Annotated in this window: 15 protein-coding genes; 10 read left to right on the top strand and 5 right to left on the bottom strand. The window is 51.3% G+C overall.

Annotated elements, in window-relative coordinates; genetic code table 11:
• Nucleotides 1-85: 85 nt before the first annotated feature.
• The 5 genes from IPJ88_04950 to IPJ88_04970 all read left to right on the top strand — a co-directional run bounded on the left by IPJ88_04950 (nucleotide 86) and on the right by IPJ88_04970 (nucleotide 5833).
• Nucleotides 86-1732, top strand: coding sequence for a hypothetical protein (locus tag IPJ88_04950; protein ID QQR91083.1), 1647 nt, complete (start codon nucleotides 86-88; stop codon nucleotides 1730-1732).
• A gap of 330 nt (nucleotides 1733-2062) precedes the next feature.
• Nucleotides 2063-4609 carry a hypothetical protein gene (locus IPJ88_04955; GenBank protein QQR91084.1) on the top strand — a complete coding sequence of 849 codons (2547 nt, stop codon included), beginning with the start codon at nucleotides 2063-2065 and terminating at the stop codon, nucleotides 4607-4609.
• Between the two features lie 117 nt (nucleotides 4610-4726).
• The gene (locus IPJ88_04960; protein QQR91085.1) at nucleotides 4727-4963 is read left to right on the top strand and encodes a hypothetical protein; all 237 of its coding nucleotides are present in this window, start codon (nucleotides 4727-4729) and stop codon (nucleotides 4961-4963) included.
• Between the two features lie 131 nt (nucleotides 4964-5094).
• The gene (locus IPJ88_04965) at nucleotides 5095-5358 is read left to right on the top strand and encodes an SDR family NAD(P)-dependent oxidoreductase (GenBank protein QQR91086.1); all 264 of its coding nucleotides are present in this window, start codon (nucleotides 5095-5097) and stop codon (nucleotides 5356-5358) included.
• A gap of 58 nt (nucleotides 5359-5416) precedes the next feature.
• Complete coding sequence (locus IPJ88_04970) at nucleotides 5417-5833, top strand: SDR family NAD(P)-dependent oxidoreductase (protein QQR91087.1); 417 nt, start codon at nucleotides 5417-5419, stop codon at nucleotides 5831-5833.
• A 125-nt stretch (nucleotides 5834-5958) separates the two neighbouring features.
• Here the strand turns inward: IPJ88_04970 and IPJ88_04975 are convergent, their stop codons facing one another.
• A complete protein-coding gene (locus IPJ88_04975; GenBank protein ID QQR91088.1) occupies nucleotides 5959-6525 on the bottom strand; it encodes a fibro-slime domain-containing protein in 567 nt (188 codons plus the stop codon).
• A gap of 33 nt (nucleotides 6526-6558) precedes the next feature.
• Nucleotides 6559-6783, bottom strand: a complete 225-nt coding sequence (locus IPJ88_04980; protein QQR91089.1) for a hypothetical protein — start codon at nucleotides 6781-6783, stop codon at nucleotides 6559-6561.
• Between the two features lie 312 nt (nucleotides 6784-7095).
• Here IPJ88_04980 and IPJ88_04985 point away from each other — a divergent pair, with 312 nt between their 5' ends.
• From IPJ88_04985 to IPJ88_04995, 3 genes are all read left to right on the top strand, one after another.
• Entirely contained in the window at nucleotides 7096-7329 is a 234-nt protein-coding gene (locus IPJ88_04985; protein QQR91090.1) for a hypothetical protein, read from the top strand.
• Nucleotides 7330-7665: 336 nt separating this feature from the next.
• On the top strand, nucleotides 7666-8397 hold the full coding sequence (locus IPJ88_04990; GenBank protein ID QQR91091.1) for a hypothetical protein: 732 nt from the start codon (nucleotides 7666-7668) through the stop codon (nucleotides 8395-8397).
• Complete coding sequence (locus IPJ88_04995) at nucleotides 8397-9788, top strand: hypothetical protein (protein QQR91092.1); 1392 nt, start codon at nucleotides 8397-8399, stop codon at nucleotides 9786-9788. Before IPJ88_04990 ends, IPJ88_04995 begins: the two co-directional genes overlap by 1 nt.
• A gap of 107 nt (nucleotides 9789-9895) precedes the next feature.
• Here the strand turns inward: IPJ88_04995 and IPJ88_05000 are convergent, their stop codons facing one another.
• The gene (locus tag IPJ88_05000) at nucleotides 9896-12385 is read right to left on the bottom strand and encodes a hypothetical protein (GenBank protein ID QQR91093.1); all 2490 of its coding nucleotides are present in this window, start codon (nucleotides 12383-12385) and stop codon (nucleotides 9896-9898) included.
• Nucleotides 12386-12666: 281 nt separating this feature from the next.
• Between IPJ88_05000 and IPJ88_05005 the strand changes: the two genes are divergently transcribed.
• On the top strand, nucleotides 12667-13554 hold the full coding sequence (locus IPJ88_05005; protein QQR91094.1) for a hypothetical protein: 888 nt from the start codon (nucleotides 12667-12669) through the stop codon (nucleotides 13552-13554).
• A 55-nt stretch (nucleotides 13555-13609) separates the two neighbouring features.
• Here IPJ88_05005 and IPJ88_05010 read toward each other — a convergent pair whose 3' ends face one another.
• Both IPJ88_05010 and IPJ88_05015 read right to left on the bottom strand, forming a co-directional pair.
• Entirely contained in the window at nucleotides 13610-15223 is a 1614-nt protein-coding gene (locus IPJ88_05010) for a DUF1592 domain-containing protein (GenBank protein QQR91095.1), read from the bottom strand.
• Nucleotides 15220-16686, bottom strand: coding sequence for a DUF1552 domain-containing protein (locus IPJ88_05015; GenBank protein QQR91096.1), 1467 nt, complete (start codon nucleotides 16684-16686; stop codon nucleotides 15220-15222). The genes IPJ88_05010 and IPJ88_05015 overlap by 4 nt, the downstream gene beginning before the upstream one ends.
• Nucleotides 16687-16931: 245 nt before the next feature.
• On the opposite strand from IPJ88_05015, the gene IPJ88_05020 reads away from it, so the two are divergent.
• A complete protein-coding gene (locus IPJ88_05020) occupies nucleotides 16932-18734 on the top strand; it encodes a sigma 54-interacting transcriptional regulator (GenBank protein QQR91097.1) in 1803 nt (600 codons plus the stop codon).
• Nucleotides 18735-18873 lie beyond the last annotated feature (139 nt).

Consider the following 18873-nt stretch of genomic DNA (forward strand, 5'->3'; position numbering starts at 1 on the left):
AACGTTCAAGCCCAAGAGAAAATGGATAAAAAGACATTGAACGGGAATATGACATCGTAAATCGCTCCGATTAGACTCAAAACGCATGCGTCGTAACTCTGTCTTACTGTTCTTCCTACTACTTTGCTTGAGCGCTGTATTTGTGTTCTCGCTCTACCTTCGGGACAACTATGTCCTTGATGATGCCTTTATCTATCAAAACTACCTGCGTTCGATCTTAAATGGTCATGGCATTCAGTATGGTCCGGGAACGGTAGCCGAGGGCTACAGTTCGCCGCTCTGGCTTTTTGTGTTGGTTGCCTTTGGATGCTTGGGTGCATCGGGAATTCTCTGGGCGAAGGCTTTGAGTGCACTTGTGGGTTTGGCGACGGTGCTGCTGCTTAGCGTCTGGCTCTATCGCCGGTGTGGGCTTTGGCAAAGTGCTTTGCTTGGCTTTTTGTGCGTGCTTCAGCCGGCGCTGCTTTGGGTTTCTTTCACGGGCATGGAAAGTGCGCTTTTCATGTTTTTGCTTACCGCTTTTGCAATCGCACTTTTGGATCGTTCGCAAATCGGGGTGGTGCTGAGTGCAGGCTTGCTTGCGGTGGTGCGCCCAGAAGGGCCAATGTTTCTTTTGCCAGCGTTGCTTTTTGCGTACCGTGAATACAAAGCTGGAAGGCTAAAGCTTGATCGCTTTGTTGGTCTTGGGTTGCTTGCTTGTTTGCCTTTGCTGAGTTGGCAATTGTTTCGTTGGGTTCACTATGATGCACTGATTGCCAATAGTGCATACGCCAAGATGGGCCCGATTATGAGTCGGGTAAGCCGCTTTCGTGGCGTGCTGTACATTGTACACTCTGTCCTTCTCATGCCAGCTGCATGGATTTTGCTTGTCGCAGGACTTGCTGCAGTCATCGAAAAGCGCAGCCATCTATTTAAAGATGTGAATAGTGCACTTGTATCTTTTTTTGTTCTGCCTTTGATCTTTATTGTCTCTGCGAAGGGCGATTGGATGCCGTGGCTGCGCTTTTTGGTGCCGCTTCTGCCCGCTGCGATGTTGGTTGGTTTCGTGTTGTTGCATGAGCAATGGCCTCAGCAAAAGAGCTGGATCATCGCGTTCTTTGTGCTTTGCTTTTTAAGTACGCTGACTTTGCAGGCGCGTGACTGGGAAGAAATTTATGCAGTGCATTGGCCGAGCCATCACAAGTTGCAGGCCAAATGGCCCAGCAAAGATCAGCCTTTTGTGCATGCTGTTGAAGCCGACCGTGGGGCTCATTTTTATGCGCGGAATATCTATCGCTATACCAAGCCAGGGGAAGCTGTGGTGCATATTGATATTGGACAATCCGGATATTTGGCCGGTGACATCCATCTGATGGACTCCTACGGTCTTGTTTCGCGTTTTGAATGTGAATACATGCACGGTCGGTACAGTGACCAAGCGATGCTGGAGCACTTTCGTCAGCAAAATCCAAGCTTGGTATTTTTCCTCTGGGACGAGGAAGAAAAGCGTGCGGTCATGCCTGCGCAAAGACCTTTGGTAAAAGAAATTAACGCGCGTTATCAAGAAGTGGAGCATGAGATTTGGTGGGGCGATTACACCATGCGCGCGATGGTGAGACGCGAGCTGTTGGAGCGCAAAGGCGATCCTGAACGTCGAAAGAGCTGGGAGGCTGCTGCTCCTGGACTGCACTTTAGCCCAGACTGGTGTCACAAAGCCGAAAAAAAATTGGAAGGCTCGGTATGCAACACGCCGTAACATTGCCTTTTCAGCTTGGCAGTTGTTCATTGTCTAAAATGGTGTTGCTGGCACCCTATTCCGGCCCACTATCGTCCGCCGTGGACATTTCACATGCCAACGACAGGATAAACTTGTGCGCGGGGTAAATTTGACCCCACCCAGTGCGTAGTACAACCACCGATATCGCGCTTATTGCATACTTTGTCATGAAATATTGATCCCGAAATCCCCGTCTTTTTTTGTCCAAAATGGAGAGAGCTCTACCTTGTAGACGATGGCACTTAAATTGCAATTGAACAAAAGATGCACGCAGCGTTACAGAGAAAGTTGGTTCTATTCGCAACATGTGTGCTCACCGGTTGCATTCCTTTGCTCGGCGAGGATGTGAGCGACGATGGTTCTGCCTCGCAGTATAAGCAATACCCCGCGTGCGAGATGGGTATGCATTCGCAGTGTGCCGCGCTGCGCGAAGGCGAAGCGCCAAGCGTGTGCACGCTGGTTTCCGAAGATCCCGAAGCACCAGAGTATCGCTGCCTTCCAGGAGATGGTAGCGCCGCGCAAATCGTCTTCAAAGATGCTTCAGAACTTCGCGCTGAGCTTGCACCGCCACCATTGCACCCTGTGGCGATTGAAGCGGGCATCGTCGATGAGCAAGAAGTCATCCTCAAAGAAATAAACGATATCAATCAACGTGAGGACCAAAGTGAGTGGAAGATGGGCGCCACGATGCGCTATGTCGAGTTAACGGCTCGCTTTGCGCTGCCCCTGCTTGCCAAAGAAAAAGAAGCAACCGCGCGTTTCGAGCAAGAGCTTGCCTATGCGGCGCGCGAACGATATGAGCCCTATTTTGAAGATATCGCCGAGCGGATGATGCAACAGTACCATGCGCAGCAAAAGCACGATGCGTTTTTGCAGCCAGTGGTAAGTAGTCTCGAGGAGCAAAGCACAAACGGCAGTAGGTTGCAGCAGTGCGCCGATGCTTTTGAGATGGACGCCATCAATATTGGCTCAGCGGAGCTTCAGCGCTGCAGCGACTTTTTCACCAGGCTGCTGCCTAGGCTTCAGAACATCAACGCCAAGCGCGGTTACTTTGAGCTCGGGGTGCTTGACCACTTGTATGAAAGCGCTTTTTGGCTCAGAGAACGCACATCCAGGCTTGAGGATGATTATAGCATCCCCAACACACAAACTGCACTGTATGCACACCTGCGGCAGCTCGCTGCCGAAGTGCTCGCAGTGTACCACACCATCATCGACTCAGAGCTAGCAGGAGCAAACATGTACCCGCACCTGCGCATGCACGTCAGCCAAGACATTCCGCGCAGCCCCGATGAAGGCGCCATGACACAGCCCACCATTTGGTCGCTCGGCATGTGGGCGGAAATAGCCGTCTCGGCGGTGGACTATAACGGTCATCCCAAATCAGTGCGCGTGAGCTGGTTTAAAAAGGCATTGGCGGACGTCATCGCGCAGCTCAAACTCAACAACGCCGAAGCCGCCAAACTGGTCACGCCAATTTATACGGATGTCCCTGAAACCATGGAAAAGGCGTGGAAGCTTTCCTACATCATCGAGCAGAGCGGACTGCTCTCGGTCTTTGGCGGCTACGACGAAGAAGGAAACCCCAAAGGTTTTCAGCGCATTCATGATGAGCTTATTGCTGAAGCCAGAGCCAAAGAGTTTGCGGCGCCTTGGGCAGGCTTGATTTCAGCGGGCGCGTGTATTGGCGCTACTTGGTACCTTGGGCCCACAGCTTTTCCTGCGCTTTTCGCCTGTGGTCTTGCAACCGGAGTGGGCATCTACCAGTACATGCGCCTTGCCACGCTCTCTGCCGCCATGAACACCTTTGCCTATGTGGGCATGGACGATGCCTTAGTGCCCCCAAGAGAAGCGAAGCGCCTTTCAGCGCTCACTTCACTCACAGGAACCCTTGTGGTCATCGATGTGCTGTTTTTCGCCATCGATGTTGGCACCAAGCTTTCCGAAGTCTACGATGCGGCCAAAGCAGCAGGCCTGCTCGATGAAGGTGTTGACCTTGGGCGCATCCGCAGAGCTTTGAACGATCATGTGCGCAGCATCCTGCGCTCGGGTGATATTCCGGTGGCATACGCAAGAGAGACAGATTTGCTTTTGCGCGATACCAAGCTGCGGCAATTCGTCATGGAGTGGGAACAATCAAAAGTCCCGTTTTATTTTGAACAGATTCCTAACTCAGCAGAAATACTCGCGGAGGGAATTTGGAAGAGTGCGGGTGAACTAAGTGGAACGCAAGTTCGCGATATATTCACGAATGCACGCGCGGAACTCAATGTGGTTGAATACCTCGACGAAGCCGCAAACTACGATAACATCGACCACTTTGAAGCTGCTTCCGCACTACTGGATCGTCACGGAATCGCAAATATCCATACTGCGACGAACCTTGGTGATGGAGTTTTTGTGTCGGTGCCGCGCAGACTTCCAAGCGATCTCTCCGTGGAATTGATTGTTGATGGTAATGAGCGGCTCCTTATCACGGGCTATTATGCGCATCCCGATATTCATATGCAGTATTGGGACGCCTTAGCTGAAATCTTAAATGAACTTGTTGATATCAAGCGTTCCGGTGCACGGGATTTAGATAGGATTTATGATCTGCTAGCGGATTACACACTGATAGCTACCGGGTTTGATCCCTATCTCAGCTTAAATTTTGGCTTATTCTATCAAATCAATCTCCAAGCACACCAGCTCTTTGGACTTCCGCTCCAGTATACCTATGCACTTGACCACCTTATGTGGGCCAGTCTGGACGTCGATACTGGCCGGCAGATCTACCGAGCCTGGGCAACAAACCCAGATTTTTTGGAGGACGTCAAAAACACGCCTGTTTTGTTTTCAAGATACAGCCAATAATTCCTTCTTCAGTTGAAACATGGGGATACTTTGGATTGAAACCGATGAGGTTGACAACACATTTTCTACGACTTGTGTTTTCTTTGAAACTATTCCAAGTTTTCTCTTGGACTCTGATTGAAACGCCTTTTCAATAGTTCCCTGATTTGGTGGGGTGATTACACCATGCGCGCGATGGTGAGACGCGAGCTGTTGGAGCGCAAAGGCGATCCTGAACGTCGAAAGAGCTGGGAGGCTGCTGCTCCTGGACTGCACTTTAGCCCAGACTGGTGTCACAAAGCAGAAAAGAAGTTGGAAGGCTCGGTGTGCAGCGCCTCTTGGCGTTCAGCAGGTTCTCGTCGCGGCGAACGCTAGAATTCATTGCATATATCAAGTATCTGCGAGCTTCCTTGAAAACGCCTTGGCACAAATTCCCGGCACAAATTACCTTGAAAACGCCTTGGCACTGAGGTAGGCACTGAGGTAGAACCATTATCCACCGAACCATGAAACGTGCACTCGTCACTGGCGCCTCAAGCGGTATCGGAAAAGTTTTTGCGCAGAAGCTCGCTGAGCAAGGCTCAGCGCTTACCTTAGTTGCCCGGACTCAAACAAAACTCGAAGAGCTTAAGACAACTTTGACCGGAGAAGGCCATGAAGTTTTGACCACGGATTTATCCAAGCCAAATGAAGTCACAGCGCTTTGCAAGCATATCGAGCAACGCAGGCCTGGGCGTTTATGGCGATTTCCCGGAAAGCAGCCTCGATGATCTCATGTTCATGCAACGGGTTAACTGTGATGCGCTGCTTTAGTTAACGCACGCTTATTTGCGTAGCGCTGGGCGCGGCGGCGCGCTGATCAATGTAGCATCGGTGCTAGCGTTTTTGCCCTTCCCCCACGGTGGCGCCCTTTATGCTGCCACCAAAGCTTTTGTTAGCTCCCTTTTACTTGCCCTTTGGGAAGAGCAGCGCGCGCGGGGGGTGTATGTGATGGGCCTTTGCCCGGGCGCGACCTCTACTGAGTTTTTTGACCGCGCAGGCGGCGATCCAAACGAGCCGCCACCCGAGGCCATCATGCAAACTCCGCAGCAGGTGGTTTCCGAAGCGCTCCATGCACTTCACCGGCGAAAAAAACCGATTGTGGTCACCGGCGGGATGAATCGTGTCTTTGTATTTCTCTCCCGACTCATGAGCTTCCGCACCCAAACCAAAATCATGAAGAAAACAGCACCCAAAAAGCGTTAGAAAGCAGATTTTGGAGGGGAAAGAAATCCCAGGAAAAGCAATCTTTGCCCATGGTGCAAAGCGAAATGGTGTTTTCGCACGTGCCCAGTGCAGAGTTGGGTCAACGGCTCATCGAAGCAATTGCATCAAAAAACATCTTGAGGCCTGAAACAGTCAATGGTCGTCTCGATTCGGAAATTGGACTCCACCAAAAACCGCTCGGCGTGAAACACATCTAGGTTGTATTCATTTCCTGACTCGATCCCAAGGTTTGCGGCTTGCGCATCAAAATCGATCGTGCGCTCCAGCGCCTCATGCAAGCCGCCAAGGTCAAGCGCAAGCTTTCCATTCACGAAAACCCACACATCGTCATCGCCACGGAAGGTGAAAATCTCTCCACCATTGTAGTCAAACTTTGTGTGTATCTCGGTGGTGAAATGATAATTGTGCTGGTTTCCTTCCTTGCCGAAACCTTCGTCATCGAGCGGAAAGAAACTGGCGCTATCGAAGGTGTAGGTGCCTGCATTGCTCTCATTCAACGTGAGCTCGCTTTCGACGCGGATATTTACGCCGTCAACATCCTTGTACCACTGGGCAAAGGCATCCGGACCCGTGGTTGAATCCGTCGCGCCAGCATGCGCATAAACCGGTTTGTTGTCTTCGCCCAGATTGGCTTGCACAATCCCGGAGTACACCTCGTCCGCAGGAGTCACTAGATCCGGATTCTGAAAATCTGGATGGTTTTTTTAAAAATCACGGAAAATCACAGGAATTTGCGTGCAGTTTTCCGTGGTTGAGCCCCCTCCGTTGCCTGCTGAACCGTTTCCGGATCCGGCGCCCCCGGCATCGTCCGTGCCTTCTTGCGTCGAGCCTGAACGATCTGCTTCTTGAGGATCGGGCCCGCATGCGCCAGCCAGCGCAAAAAGCATTCCAAGACCGACTAAATATATAAAAATCTTTGCCGATTTCATGCTTAAATTATGACGGACTTTTCAAGAAAAGCAAAAAGAAAAAAAGAAGACCTCTCGCCGGATAGAGCGCACACGCACCCACAATGTAAACCGATAAAAGGCATATTTCAGAGCGAACAAGGGTTTTGCGTAGATCAGGACGAAACCGGAAACGAACATGGTCCTTGCGACCTAGGGTCCGAACACCTGAGCGCTTAGCAAAAAAGCGAATTTGGGCGTGCAAAACGCGCACATGCTTGCAAGGCCGTATTCTTTCCCTCCAAGCACCGAGCAACAAAAACAAATTTAGGCTTGTAAGCCTATGAAAACAAAATGCTTTTAGAGGCAGATCCTGTCCCGCTTTTAGTGGGGGAGGATGCGGAACTCGACCCGGCGGTTTGCAAGGCGCCCTTCGGGAGTGTCGTTGGAAAGGCCACCGGCGATAGTTTTGAGCGTGAATACAAAGTGGGCGACGGGCGTTTCATTGTAGGTATCGGTTTAAGGATGAGCTCCCATGATATCGCTGGCCTAAAAGTGGTCTCACAACGTTGGGAACTAAGCCGCTAATGCTAGGCGGAAATAGCTTCGTCCCTGGCAATGCTTCCAAGGCGTTTCTTTAATTACCCTATCGGGTGCTAGAGCGTTCTATGGGGCTCGTGCTCCTGAGCTTTCAAGTCTACTTGCTCAGCGCATAATCCAAGCTTCTCTTAACAATTTTTCATCCTATAGCGCTCTAGGCAGATGCTCATACGCACGAGCCCCATAGAACGCCGCTCAAAACCGCCTCGCAAAAAAATCCCTAAAAATGTGCTTGGCACCTTGTTGCCTTTTTGGCCATGACACCAGATTTCCCACGCTTGCCGAGCATAAAGAATATGCTAAGTTGGTCGGCTCGAGGGAAAAATGAAACGACCCGTTGTAAAAACGTTGTTGTGCACAAGGCCACAGATCCATTGCCTGTCTATTTTTTGTGCTCTTTGGGTGATACCAGCGTGCGCTGAAAATAACGCGGAACCCCAAGTGCCCTTTAGTGGCGATGCGGGAGACGCTTCTAGTGCAACCGATCAGGACGGCAGCCTTGGGGATACGGGCGTGGAAAGTGAAAACACACCGCAGGTTTCCCTGAGTGATACACAAATCTTTATTAGCAAGGATAAAGAAGGCAGCCCTGAAAACATTGAAGCCGAATACACCTGCCCGGAAGGAAGCATTGTGACAGGATTTGGTGCTCGCGCCTGGGCTGAAAACATCACAACATTGCGCGTGCGCTGCCAAGACGTTAATCCGGATGGGACGCTAGGAAGTCCCACGGAACATCGCGCCGGTAGTGAGCCGGATGAAGGGCTCGAAGCCAACCTTGATCTCGGCGAAGCCCAGGCGATGACCGGGGTGGGTGCACGCGGAATTGAATTTTACGATGTTGGAAAAATTGGAGCCTGGGCACGTCGCATTGAAACCAACGGAACACTTGGCACAGAAGAAATAATAACCGACGGAAAGGCCACCGGCGATAGTTTTGAGCGTGAATACAAAGTGGACGACGGGCGTGTCATTGTAGGTCTCGGTTTAAGGATGAGCTCCCATGATATCGCCGGCCTAAAAGTGGTCTCACAACGTTGGGAACTAAGCCGCTAATGCTAGGCGGAAATAGCTTCGTCCCCGGCAACCTCGCAATATCCAAGTTCCGATCCACTCAAGCAGGTTGTGTTCCTGCACTGCTTTTTTTTGTAGCCGGTGTGGTCCTAGCTTTGTCGGCTTGTACCGCATCCGAGTTTGATCTGCTTGACCATGATCACACGGCCCAAACCGACGATGCAAGTCCTTGGCAAGGTATTATAACCACCACAACCCGTGAGGCATCAGTTTACCAGTTGCACCTTGATAGCTGGCAGTTACAGCCCATCGACATTTATCCACAAGGCAAATCCGTGCAGCTGCTCGGACAAAGTGGACTTGATGCAAGCGGTATCAGTGACGATTGGGCGCAGCTTTGGGATGCCGACGCGAATGAATTCAGATTCATCGCTCTTGACGCTCTTGCCACAACCGTCGATACGAGCTCATCTGTAGCCACGTCGGCTTTCACACAGATGAATTGCAACATCTATACACTCTCTGCCCAAGGAGGACGCCATCGGATTGGGACGGTTGAAGCGGGCACACAAGTTGCCATATTCCATCGGGACAAAAACTACGTTCAAATAAGCCAATGGCTGCACTGGGTTCCTCTGAGCTGTTTAGAAGGCGAAGCTGTCGAGGACTATGCCACCTTTGAACCGGTGGGTGTCGCCGGAAACGCCGCGATTTCTTTTACTGTGTATGGCAATTCCCTCGAGGAATCGAATCTGTTTTTCCTCGATCCTCATGCTGAGAAAGTTATTGCTTTTGATCTCGACATAAGTGCGACTGGCAAAAGAACTGCACAACGCTACGAGCTAGATATTCCAAAAGAGTTAAGAGGACTCCCGATTGTAGGAGCAAGTGGAGAGGCCGATGATTTGATGGGCAAGGTGCTGCACTCGAATTTGTTCTTTCAAAAAGACGAACACACTATCGTCGGAGTAGATTATAGATATTCGATATGCGCATCGTTGGTAGAATGCATCAACGCACCGAAACAAGTCGAATTTTCCATCCCAGAAAACTTGGTAGGCCTTTATGTTGTTGGCGCAAGTGGGGCTGCTAACGATATCCAGGCAAAATTTGAGCGCTCAAACCTGTTTTTTCTAAAAGACGACCATACGGTGATTGGCGTGGATTACAGCAGCCAATGCAAGTGGATAGTCGCTGGATGCGAGTCAACTCAAACTCAGTTGGAATTCGAGATCCCAGAGCGACTGCAAGGTCTTGATGTAATCGGTGCCAGCGGCGAATCAGACAATCCACCTATAAAATTTGAGGAGTCTAACCTTTTCATCTTTTCCGATAACCAAATCACGGTGCTCGACTACGCTTGCAGCATTAGTTCGGGTTGTAATGAGCCGCCAACAGCATACGACATCTCATTTCCGAAATTGACTCAGTAACCGGAAATTGCTTCCAACGCATTTTCTACGACTTGTGTTTTCTCTTGGACTTTGATTGAAAATGCTTTGTCAGCAATTCCCGGGTTGCTGATTTCGTTGAGCTAACGCTATTGAAGTACAAACTCGAGTGTGCCACCGCAATTGCTATCCCAAGGATATACTCCCGGACCTGAGCATGAGCCGCCATTGCCACCGATTTGTACAATGACATTTCTAAACGCATCGTAAGCGATGCCTGACGAGTCACGGGCGCCGGGTGTGGACGCAGCGCTTAGAGACCAGCTTCCTTGATATTCCCAAGTGCCAGCGATTTCTGTGTAGCCTATCCAGCCACCGGTTAGTGCCACACGGCCACTGGCTGGATCATAGACTAATGCCGCCATCGATCGCGCATCGCCAGTGCAGTTGTTACAAATTTGAGTCCAGGTCTGGTTTATTCCGTCCCAGGCCCAAAAATCATCGTTTAGGGTTGTCGGAGGATCGCCAAAGTCTCTGGCTCCTCCAAAGATCACGAACTTGTCTCGCAACGCTGGATCAAGGGCTTGATGATTTACAAAAGCTGCAGCGCTGCCGCCGTCCCATCGTGTATTGGGCCTTGTGCTTGGTGAGTAGGGGCCGTACCAGCTGCTTCCATCGTATTCATAGACTGTTGAGAAGGCCTGATTGCTGTTGCTTTTGCCGCCGAACAATATCACCCTGCCTCGCGTATCATCAAAGGCCATGTATGCGCCATTTCTACCGACGGGTGCATCGCTCAGTTGCTGCCATACGCTGCCGTCCCATTCCCATAAGGCAGCTGAAGCGTTGTCATCCGAATAGAGCAGCACGCGATCTCGCCAACTATCGTAGACAAAACCATGCCCTTCGGTGCGAGCCCCCGGTGCACATGAACTGCAGATCGTCGTCCACGTGCTACCCTCGTACTCCCACATCGATGCGATAGAATTGCCATTTTGATCGACACCGCCGTAGGCGAGAATGCTGTTCCGCGTAGCGTGATAGAGTAATTTGATACTGTGAACGCGACCGGGTGGTGAACTAGTGGCTGTTTGCCAGCCTCGTGACGCTCCTGAATCGGCGCAGAGCAAACAGGTGCTGCCTCCACAATCAATATCTGTTTCGTCTTGGTTTTGAAGATTGTCTGAGCAAGTGGGCGACTGACATAGATTGCTTGTGCAGATGCCCGAGTCACAATCGGTACCGACAAGACATGCGCCTCCCGGCGGGCATGGCGAGCAAATACTGCCTCCACAATCGGTTGTGGTTTCATCTTGGTTCCAAACGCCATCTGCACAGGTGGCTGCTTGACAGACGTTCGTGGTGCATACAAAACTGGTACAGTCGCTACCTATTGCGCAGCTCTGACCTGTTGAGCAATTTCCGCAGACACTTCCACCGCAATCGACATCGGTCTCATCGAAGTTTTGCGCGCTGTCGCTGCAGGTGGGTGCTTGGCAAATGTTGCCTGTGCATACGCCTGAGTCGCAATCTCCTGCTGTTGAGCAACCTTGTCCCGTTGTACACATCCCACAGGTGCTGCCGCCACAATCAACATCAGTTTCATCCTGATTCCAGGTGCCATCGGCGCAAGTCGCTACTTGGCAGACGTTGGTGGTGCATACGCTGGATTGGCAGTCGGTGGCGATGGAGCAACTTTTTCCATCGGTGCATGCCCCGCAGATCGCGCCGCCACAGTCGACATCGGTCTCGTCTTGATTTAAAGCGCTGTCGGAACAAGAGGGTGCTTGGCAAATGTTGGTGGTGCATACGCTGGATTGACAGTCGGTGGCGATGGAGCAACTTTTTCCATCGGTGCATGCCCCGCAGATCGCGCCGCCACAGTCGACATCGGTCTCGTCTTGATTCAGAGCGCCATCGGAACAGGAGGGTGCTTGGCAAATGTTGCCTGTGCACATAGCGGAGCTGCAATCTTCAGGTAACTGGCAGTTTTTACCATTTGCGCAAACGGCGCAACTGCCACCACAGTCCACGTCGGTTTCATCCCCGTTCCGTTTTCCATCACTGCATCCTGTTGGCATGCATGTCTTGTTGTCGCCACAGATCAACGACTGGCAATCGTTGTTGTTCATACAGCTTGCTCCGTCGGAACAAAGAGGGCAGCTTCCACCGCCACAATCGACGTCGCTCTCCGCAAAATTGCTTCGCCCATCCGAGCAATAGGTATCGGTATCTTCACTGTCTGGAATTCCGTCTCCGTCACTATCGGTGTCTAAAAAGTTAGGTATGCCATCGCCGTCCAGATCTTCAGCAAGTTCTTCGGCATCTAACAAACCATCGCCATCGGAATCCAAATCCAGATACGCAAAGAGGCCATCGCTATCGATATCTTCGCCAAGCAGATTTTCTTGCGCCAATTCGACAGAAGTCGGAAGGCTATCGCCATCGTCATCCGGATCAAATACGTTTAACAATCCATCACCGTCGGTGTCTTGCAATAACTCTAGCGAATCGGGCACACCATCGCCGTCGGAATCCAGTGCGCTTTGATTCTCGGGTGAATCACTTGGATCGTAACCCAGGCGACCGCACGCTGTAGAAGCGACAAGCGCAAAAGTAAGCAGGTAACGAGCATGCATGTAACACGACCTCAACATGTTAAATGTAGCATGTTTTATAATAAAGAAAAATTACAGTATTTTTGTATTTTGTCGAAGGAAGTACCGTTTAGGACGCAATACGCTGCCAAGAAAGCCTTCAAACTGAGCAATATTGTACCCAACGAGGATTGACGATTTGCACACGAAATAACGTTGGGCTGCCCTTTGGGTGTGAGCGAGCGCAGCTTTTGAACGACCACCAGCTTGACCCAAGACCTTAGCGTGCTAGCCCTTCGTTGCGACCACCGAAGGGAATTCATATGCGATTTTCATGTTGTGTCTTGTTTTCAATGCTCGTGTTTGCTTGTTCGCTCCAAGCATCGCCTGAATTGAATAGTTCAGCGCAGAATGCAAAGTCACAGCCGACTAAGCTCGAGGAGCTTTCGACGCGGCTTCAGCTGGATGCGGAACCCATTGGGGTTGATGAGATTCGCACAAAGGTGTTGTTGGAAGGCCAGCAATACGAGCTGTTTGCCTTGCGTGAAGGTGCGGACTCGCTCGAGGAAATTCAACTTCAGGTTCCGGACGGATCGGACTTGGATTTGCTGGTGTTTGACGCAGATGAAACCTTGATTGCATCGTCTGCTCTTTTTGGAAGCTTAAATGAAGGCATTCGGCTTTCGGAGCACGGAATCACGGACGAGGTGAAATACCTCATGGTTTTTAGAAACTCAAGCGACGCTGAAGCGACCTATACTCTCTCTACCTTTGCTCATGTGCAAACACCAATCGGTGGCGAGGATATCGGCGCCATCGATGAGTTTGGCATTAGTCAGATTCGTTTCCAGCGTTTGCCCCTGCACTTTGCCTTGCTTGGACGTTTCAATCAGGATCAAACAGAGGCGTCAGATGATATCGGCGTTCCTGCGGCAAAAGGCTATCTCCTTGAAGTGCCGCCGAACACAGGTTTTGAACTCGAGCTCAAGATGTCTCGTCCAGAGTCTTCTTTGCAACTTGTGGTTATTCCTGTTCTCGATTTTCGTTCCGAGAGTTTGGTGTTCTCCGCAGAAGCAGGCAACCCGCAAGTCATTGGGTCCAATGCGGTTCCACAATTTCAGTACTACGAAGTCTACGTGCGCAAGCTAGTCTACTATCCCACAGAAGATCCCGAGCTTGGTGTTTTCCGCATTCAAGCACGTCGCCTCTAACCTATTGAAATCAATAAAGTCTGAGCGATGAGAGCGTGCTGTATGCTTTGCTTGTCTACTCGATGGGGATCCGGAAACGGAAGGCGTCGGTTTGGACGAAGTTGCGGATCAGGTCTTTGAAGTTATGGCCACTGTTTTCAAAGTCAGCGTTGAGTGCATCCAAGGTGCAGCTATCAGCCACGGTGTCTTGCAAGCGTCCAAGCGACCAGTGAAAGAAGTACTCGACCATGCAAGCCGGGGTCTCAGGTGCTGCAGCGAGTTTTGATCCAAGCTCGGCCACATTTTGGAAATCCGGTTCATCGAAGCCATCAATGTAACCAGCGCCGGGTAAGGGGCTGTCGTCCGGATAAGCGTCTCGTTTTTGAGCGAGCTGATCGAACATTTCTAAACCGTTGCCGATTGGATCCATCATCGTGTGGCATCCAGCGCAGACCGGGTCAGCCAAGCGATCGGCCTCTGGCGAGACCTGCAGATCGGCTGGCACTGGCGGGGGCGGATCACACAGCACCACGTCTCGGATGTATTTACCGCGGTGAACGACTGGAGGTTTGCCCACCGGAGCGGACATGATCAAAAAGGAAGCTGTGCCAAAGAAGCCACCACGGCCGCTTGCGACAAGCTCGGTTTTCTCAAAACCGGATGCGCCCACGCCGCTTAGACCGTATTGATTGGCCAAGGTGCTATCGACGTAACCGTAGCTGGCATTGAAAAGTCCAATGGCGTCGGTTTCGTTCCAAAGAAAATCTTCGATGAGTCGTGAGGCTTCTTCGTGGGCTGCGCTCTTGAGAGTCGGATCGATATCAACTTCGCCAGGCGTTGCGTTGTCCGCAAGGGGCAAGCGCAGCCACTGATCGGCAAAGACGTGCATGGAGTTTTTGGCGCGTTCATCGGCAAGCATCTGCTCAGCGTAGCTGGTCACACCTTCTTTTGTATCAAGTTCACCGGCTTCGGCCGCATCAAGCAAAGCATCATCGGGGCTGCTTTGCCAGAGCATAAAGGAAAGGCGCGAGGCCATTTCGTAACCGGTGATTTTTAGCAAATCAGGTCGCTCGGTGTTGTTTTCTCCGAGCTCGGTGCGGAAAAGAAAACGAGAAGATTGCAGCATTCCTTCGATGATCAAGCGAATTGCGCCATTGGCATCGGCAGGGTCGTGGGTTTGTCCAAGGGCTATCAAAGGCGCCAGATCATTGTGCTGCTCATCTTCTCGCAGTGGGCGACGGTAGACTTTTCGGCCAAGGCTGCGAGCGGCTTGCTCTTGGCAACTTTGCTCAGCGACATTGCATCCACCGGTAAGTTCGGCAAGCTTGTCGGGCGAACTTAGCACTTGCTCAGCAACATATTCGGCAATGCTTTGGTAGGTGGCTGCTTGATCCACGCTGATGGTCAAAAGCGTAGCGTTGTTGCGAAAACCTTTCATGACGGGATCCAAAGGAAACTCTTCGGCCATGCTTGAGACATCCACTCCGAAAATGTCGGCAATGCTGTTGATGTACTCGCGTTTGGTGAGTCGGCGAATGGGCGCGGGTCCGGGGCTGTGTTTGTCTGCGGTGCAGGTCAACGCTGCGGCCACGCTGCTAGTTCCACTTGTGTTCGTGTTGGCACCGATCGAACCGCTGCAGCTTGTACTAAGTAGAGTAACCGACAGGATCGCTAAGCTAAGGTATCTCATATCCAAAGTCCTCCAATCGTGCCCGTGGAGTTTCCGATACTGGCTTCGTCGGATGCCGAAACACCTACGGCGCGCATGGCGGTGAGCCAAAGATTTGAGATTTGCGTTCCGGAAGGCGCAGCGACTGTGCCGCCGCCGGTCATGCCGCCGAGGTTTCCAGCGACAAGAACAGGGAGCACATCGTCGCGGTGATTGACGTCGCCCATTTCGCTGGTGCCGACCACTGCGCAATGATCCAACAAAGTCGTATCATCCCCCAAAGGTACATTAAGTTTTTCAATAAAGTGTGCAAAGCGAGAGACACGCCAGCGGGCGAGTTCGGCAAACTGAGCGTATTCTGCAGGAGAGTTTACGGGGCTTGAGTGTGATAGGCCGTGCTCGTTGCTCGTGTGTCCGAGAAATGAATAAAGGTAGCTGTCCGAAGAGCTGCACAGCGAAACATACATCACTCGCGTCAAATCGCAGATAAACGCCATTTGATGGAGCGTGAGCAAATCTTCAACGCGGTTTTGATACTCGATCGCTTCGTTGTTTGAGGGCGTGCTTGCTGCAGGTGTTGCGGGCGACTCGCAACTTCGTGGTCCTGTGCTTAATCGAAGCTCAAGTTCACGAATGCTTGTGAGGTGTTCTTCTAGTTTTTCGCGATCGGATTGTCCGAGTTCATTTTGCAAGGTTTGGATATCGGTGTCGACGTAGTCCAAGACGCTGCCGCGCTTTGCTTTGAGCTTTTCAAGCTCGGGATCCGGCTCGCCGGTGTTTCCGCTAAACTGCGTGAAGATGTCATCGAAAAACTTTCGAGGATCGACGAAGTAGTCTTGGAACTGACCGCCCTCTCCGAAGGAATAGGCCCGGCGTACAATGGTGATGTCGCTTGCGCCGCCAATGTTGCGTGCGCAGGAATTGATGGAGCCATAGGGAGCATCACCACGGATGTGTTTGGCGATGGCTTGGTCTACTGAGATGCCTTGTGCGCCTTTGACTTCAGCTTCGAATTTACCTCGAAAGGTTCCGCTCTCGGTTTTTGCAGGCAGACCAGTTGAGAAACTAAAGCCACAAGCAGTGTGGCGCTCGAGGCTTTGTGTTGTCGAAGCGACATCGTTTCCAATGTTTGTGATGGCATTGATCAAGGGGGTTACGTCGCTAGCGACTGGTGCGACCATGGGAGGCGCCGAGACCAAGCCGTCCATCCCACCGACACGCAGCCCATTGAGAATCGAGTCGTTTGCAAGATTGCTAAGCGATCCGGTTTTCCAATAATCCATCGCTGCGCCATCGCCCCAATGAAACAAAACGAAACGCTTTGGTTGATCGACGTTTTCACTACGTGCAACGCGATGAAACTGCCCCTTGCTGTTGAGCATGGCCTCCAGTGGTGGCAGAGCAATCGCGATGCCTGCGATACCCATGCCGCGAAGCACTGCACGGCGATTAAGTTTAAGCTTCTTATGTGGTCCCTTTCTCACAAGCCCTCCCTCATGAAGATGGTAGTTTGCAACACTCATGCCAGCTATAAAAAGGAGCGGTTCTTGATGTAGCGATCTAAAAAAACCGGACAAAATTGTCGTATTGCTCGGAGCATGGAGCGTGTCATGCGCCGAAAATCGGCCAATTTTACGCAATATTTGCAGGATATTTCCAAGGACGGAGCCATCCAAACGCACTGCATATAAAGGCGGATCACGCCTCCAAGGGATGTTACACTGCTGTTATGCCTTGTCTTACACGTTTGGGAGGCCCCGAGGGCAGTCAGCAGTTCGCTGTGTTTAAAGCGATTACTTCTATTGGTAGCGCACCATCAAACGATGTTGTGTTAAACGACGGCAGTGTTGCTGAGTATCATGCGCAGTTGGTGTTCGATGGCAAACACTTCAACTTGGCCGAAATAGATGGCGAAGCGGAGCTGAAAATCAATGGTAAACGAAAACGACGTGCTCGTTTAGTTCATAACGATCGGCTTCATGTCGGAGATGTTGAGCTGGTCTTCTCATTGCTTGACGGTACCGGTGTAGGTGATGAACGCGAAGACTCCAATGCTCCGAATGGCAGCGAACTCTCCGGGCTTGCACGCCTGCATGAGTTTAGCATGCGTTTGATGGAGATACGTTCGGTAGATACCTTGCTCGAGTCATTGCTTGACGCCGTCATTGAAATCACCCACGCCGATAAAGGCTTTGTGATTTTGCTTGAGGATACGCGACCCAAAATAACGGTGGCACGTAATTTACGCGGCGAAAACCTTAGCGATGGGATTCGGCATCTGTCCGACAGCATCATTGCCAAAGTGATCGAAAACAAGCGAGCAGTGATTGTTAGCGATGCACTAAAAGATGAAGTGTTTAGCAAGAGTGAGAGCGTGATGAGCCTCAAACTGTGCTCGGTGATGTGTGCACCTTTGATGTCCCAGGGACAGTTGTTGGGTGTGCTTTACGTGGGCAACGATAGCGTGGCCAATTTGTTTGTGGAATCATCGCTGGATGTGATGAGTGTGTTTGCGGGTCAGGCCTCGCTCATTTTACAAAATGCACTTTTGTTGGATCAATTGCGCACCGATCGCGATCAGCTGGCCGAACAACTTGAAAACAAGCGTTTTGGCGACATCATTGGAAGCTCGCCCTCGCTGCTCGAAGTCTTTGCGCAAATTGAAAAAGTCGCGCCGATTGACATCAGTGTGCTCGTTACCGGTGAAACCGGTACGGGCAAAGAACTGATTGCTGCTGAGATTCATCGGCGCAGCGGGCGCGGGGCGGGGCCCTTCGTTGCGGTCAATTGTGGGGCGATTCCAGAGAATCTGATGGAAAGCGAGCTTTTCGGGCATGTAAAGGGCGCATTCACAGGTGCGATTGCTACCCATCAGGGACGTTTTCAGCAAGCCAATGGTGGCACCTTGTTTTTAGACGAAATAGGTGAGTTACCACTTTCGCTCCAGGTAAAACTATTGAGAGCTTTGCAAGAACATGAAGTCAGCAAGGTGGGCGATAGTCAAAAGGAGAAAGTAGACATCCGGGTGATTGCGGCAACGCATCGTGACCTTCAAGAAGAGATTAAGAAAAGCCGCTTTCGAGAAGATCTTTATTATCGTCTCAACGTGGTTCACTTGCATCTGCCTCCGCTGCGTGAACGCGGAGAAGATGTGATCGTGCTTGCTAAATACTTGCTTGAAAAGTTTGTTCAAGAATTTAAAAGCGAGGTTCGAGGCTTTACACCTAATGCGATAATCGCATTGCGCAAATATCCATGGCCAGGAAATGTCCGGCAGCTTGAGAACCGCATCAAAAAAGCGATTGTACTCTGTGATAAGACTCTTGTTGGCCCTGAAGATCTTGAACTTGGCGAAAAAGCACTTGAGCCCATCAAGACCTTGGCGCAGGCGCGTGAGGATTTTCAGCGCAGCTACATCCACGAGGTGTTGGAGCTCAACGGCGGCAACCGCACCAAAACTGCCCAGGACTTAGGGGTCGATCCACGCACCGTCTTTCGCTACCTAGAAAAGGGTGGTCCCGACATCGAATAGGCGGTATGTATGGGCGGGTGCGGTCAATTCTCATCAGACTACAAAGTGCGTGGATGACATGCAAAAGCTGACAGGATTGTCAGGGTAAAAGAGCTCACAGGGTCTTTAGCGACATGCGGCAAAGCTATAATTTCAAACG

Source organism: Myxococcales bacterium (assembly GCA_016699535.1).
Taxonomy (GTDB): Bacteria; Myxococcota_A; Polyangia; order Polyangiales.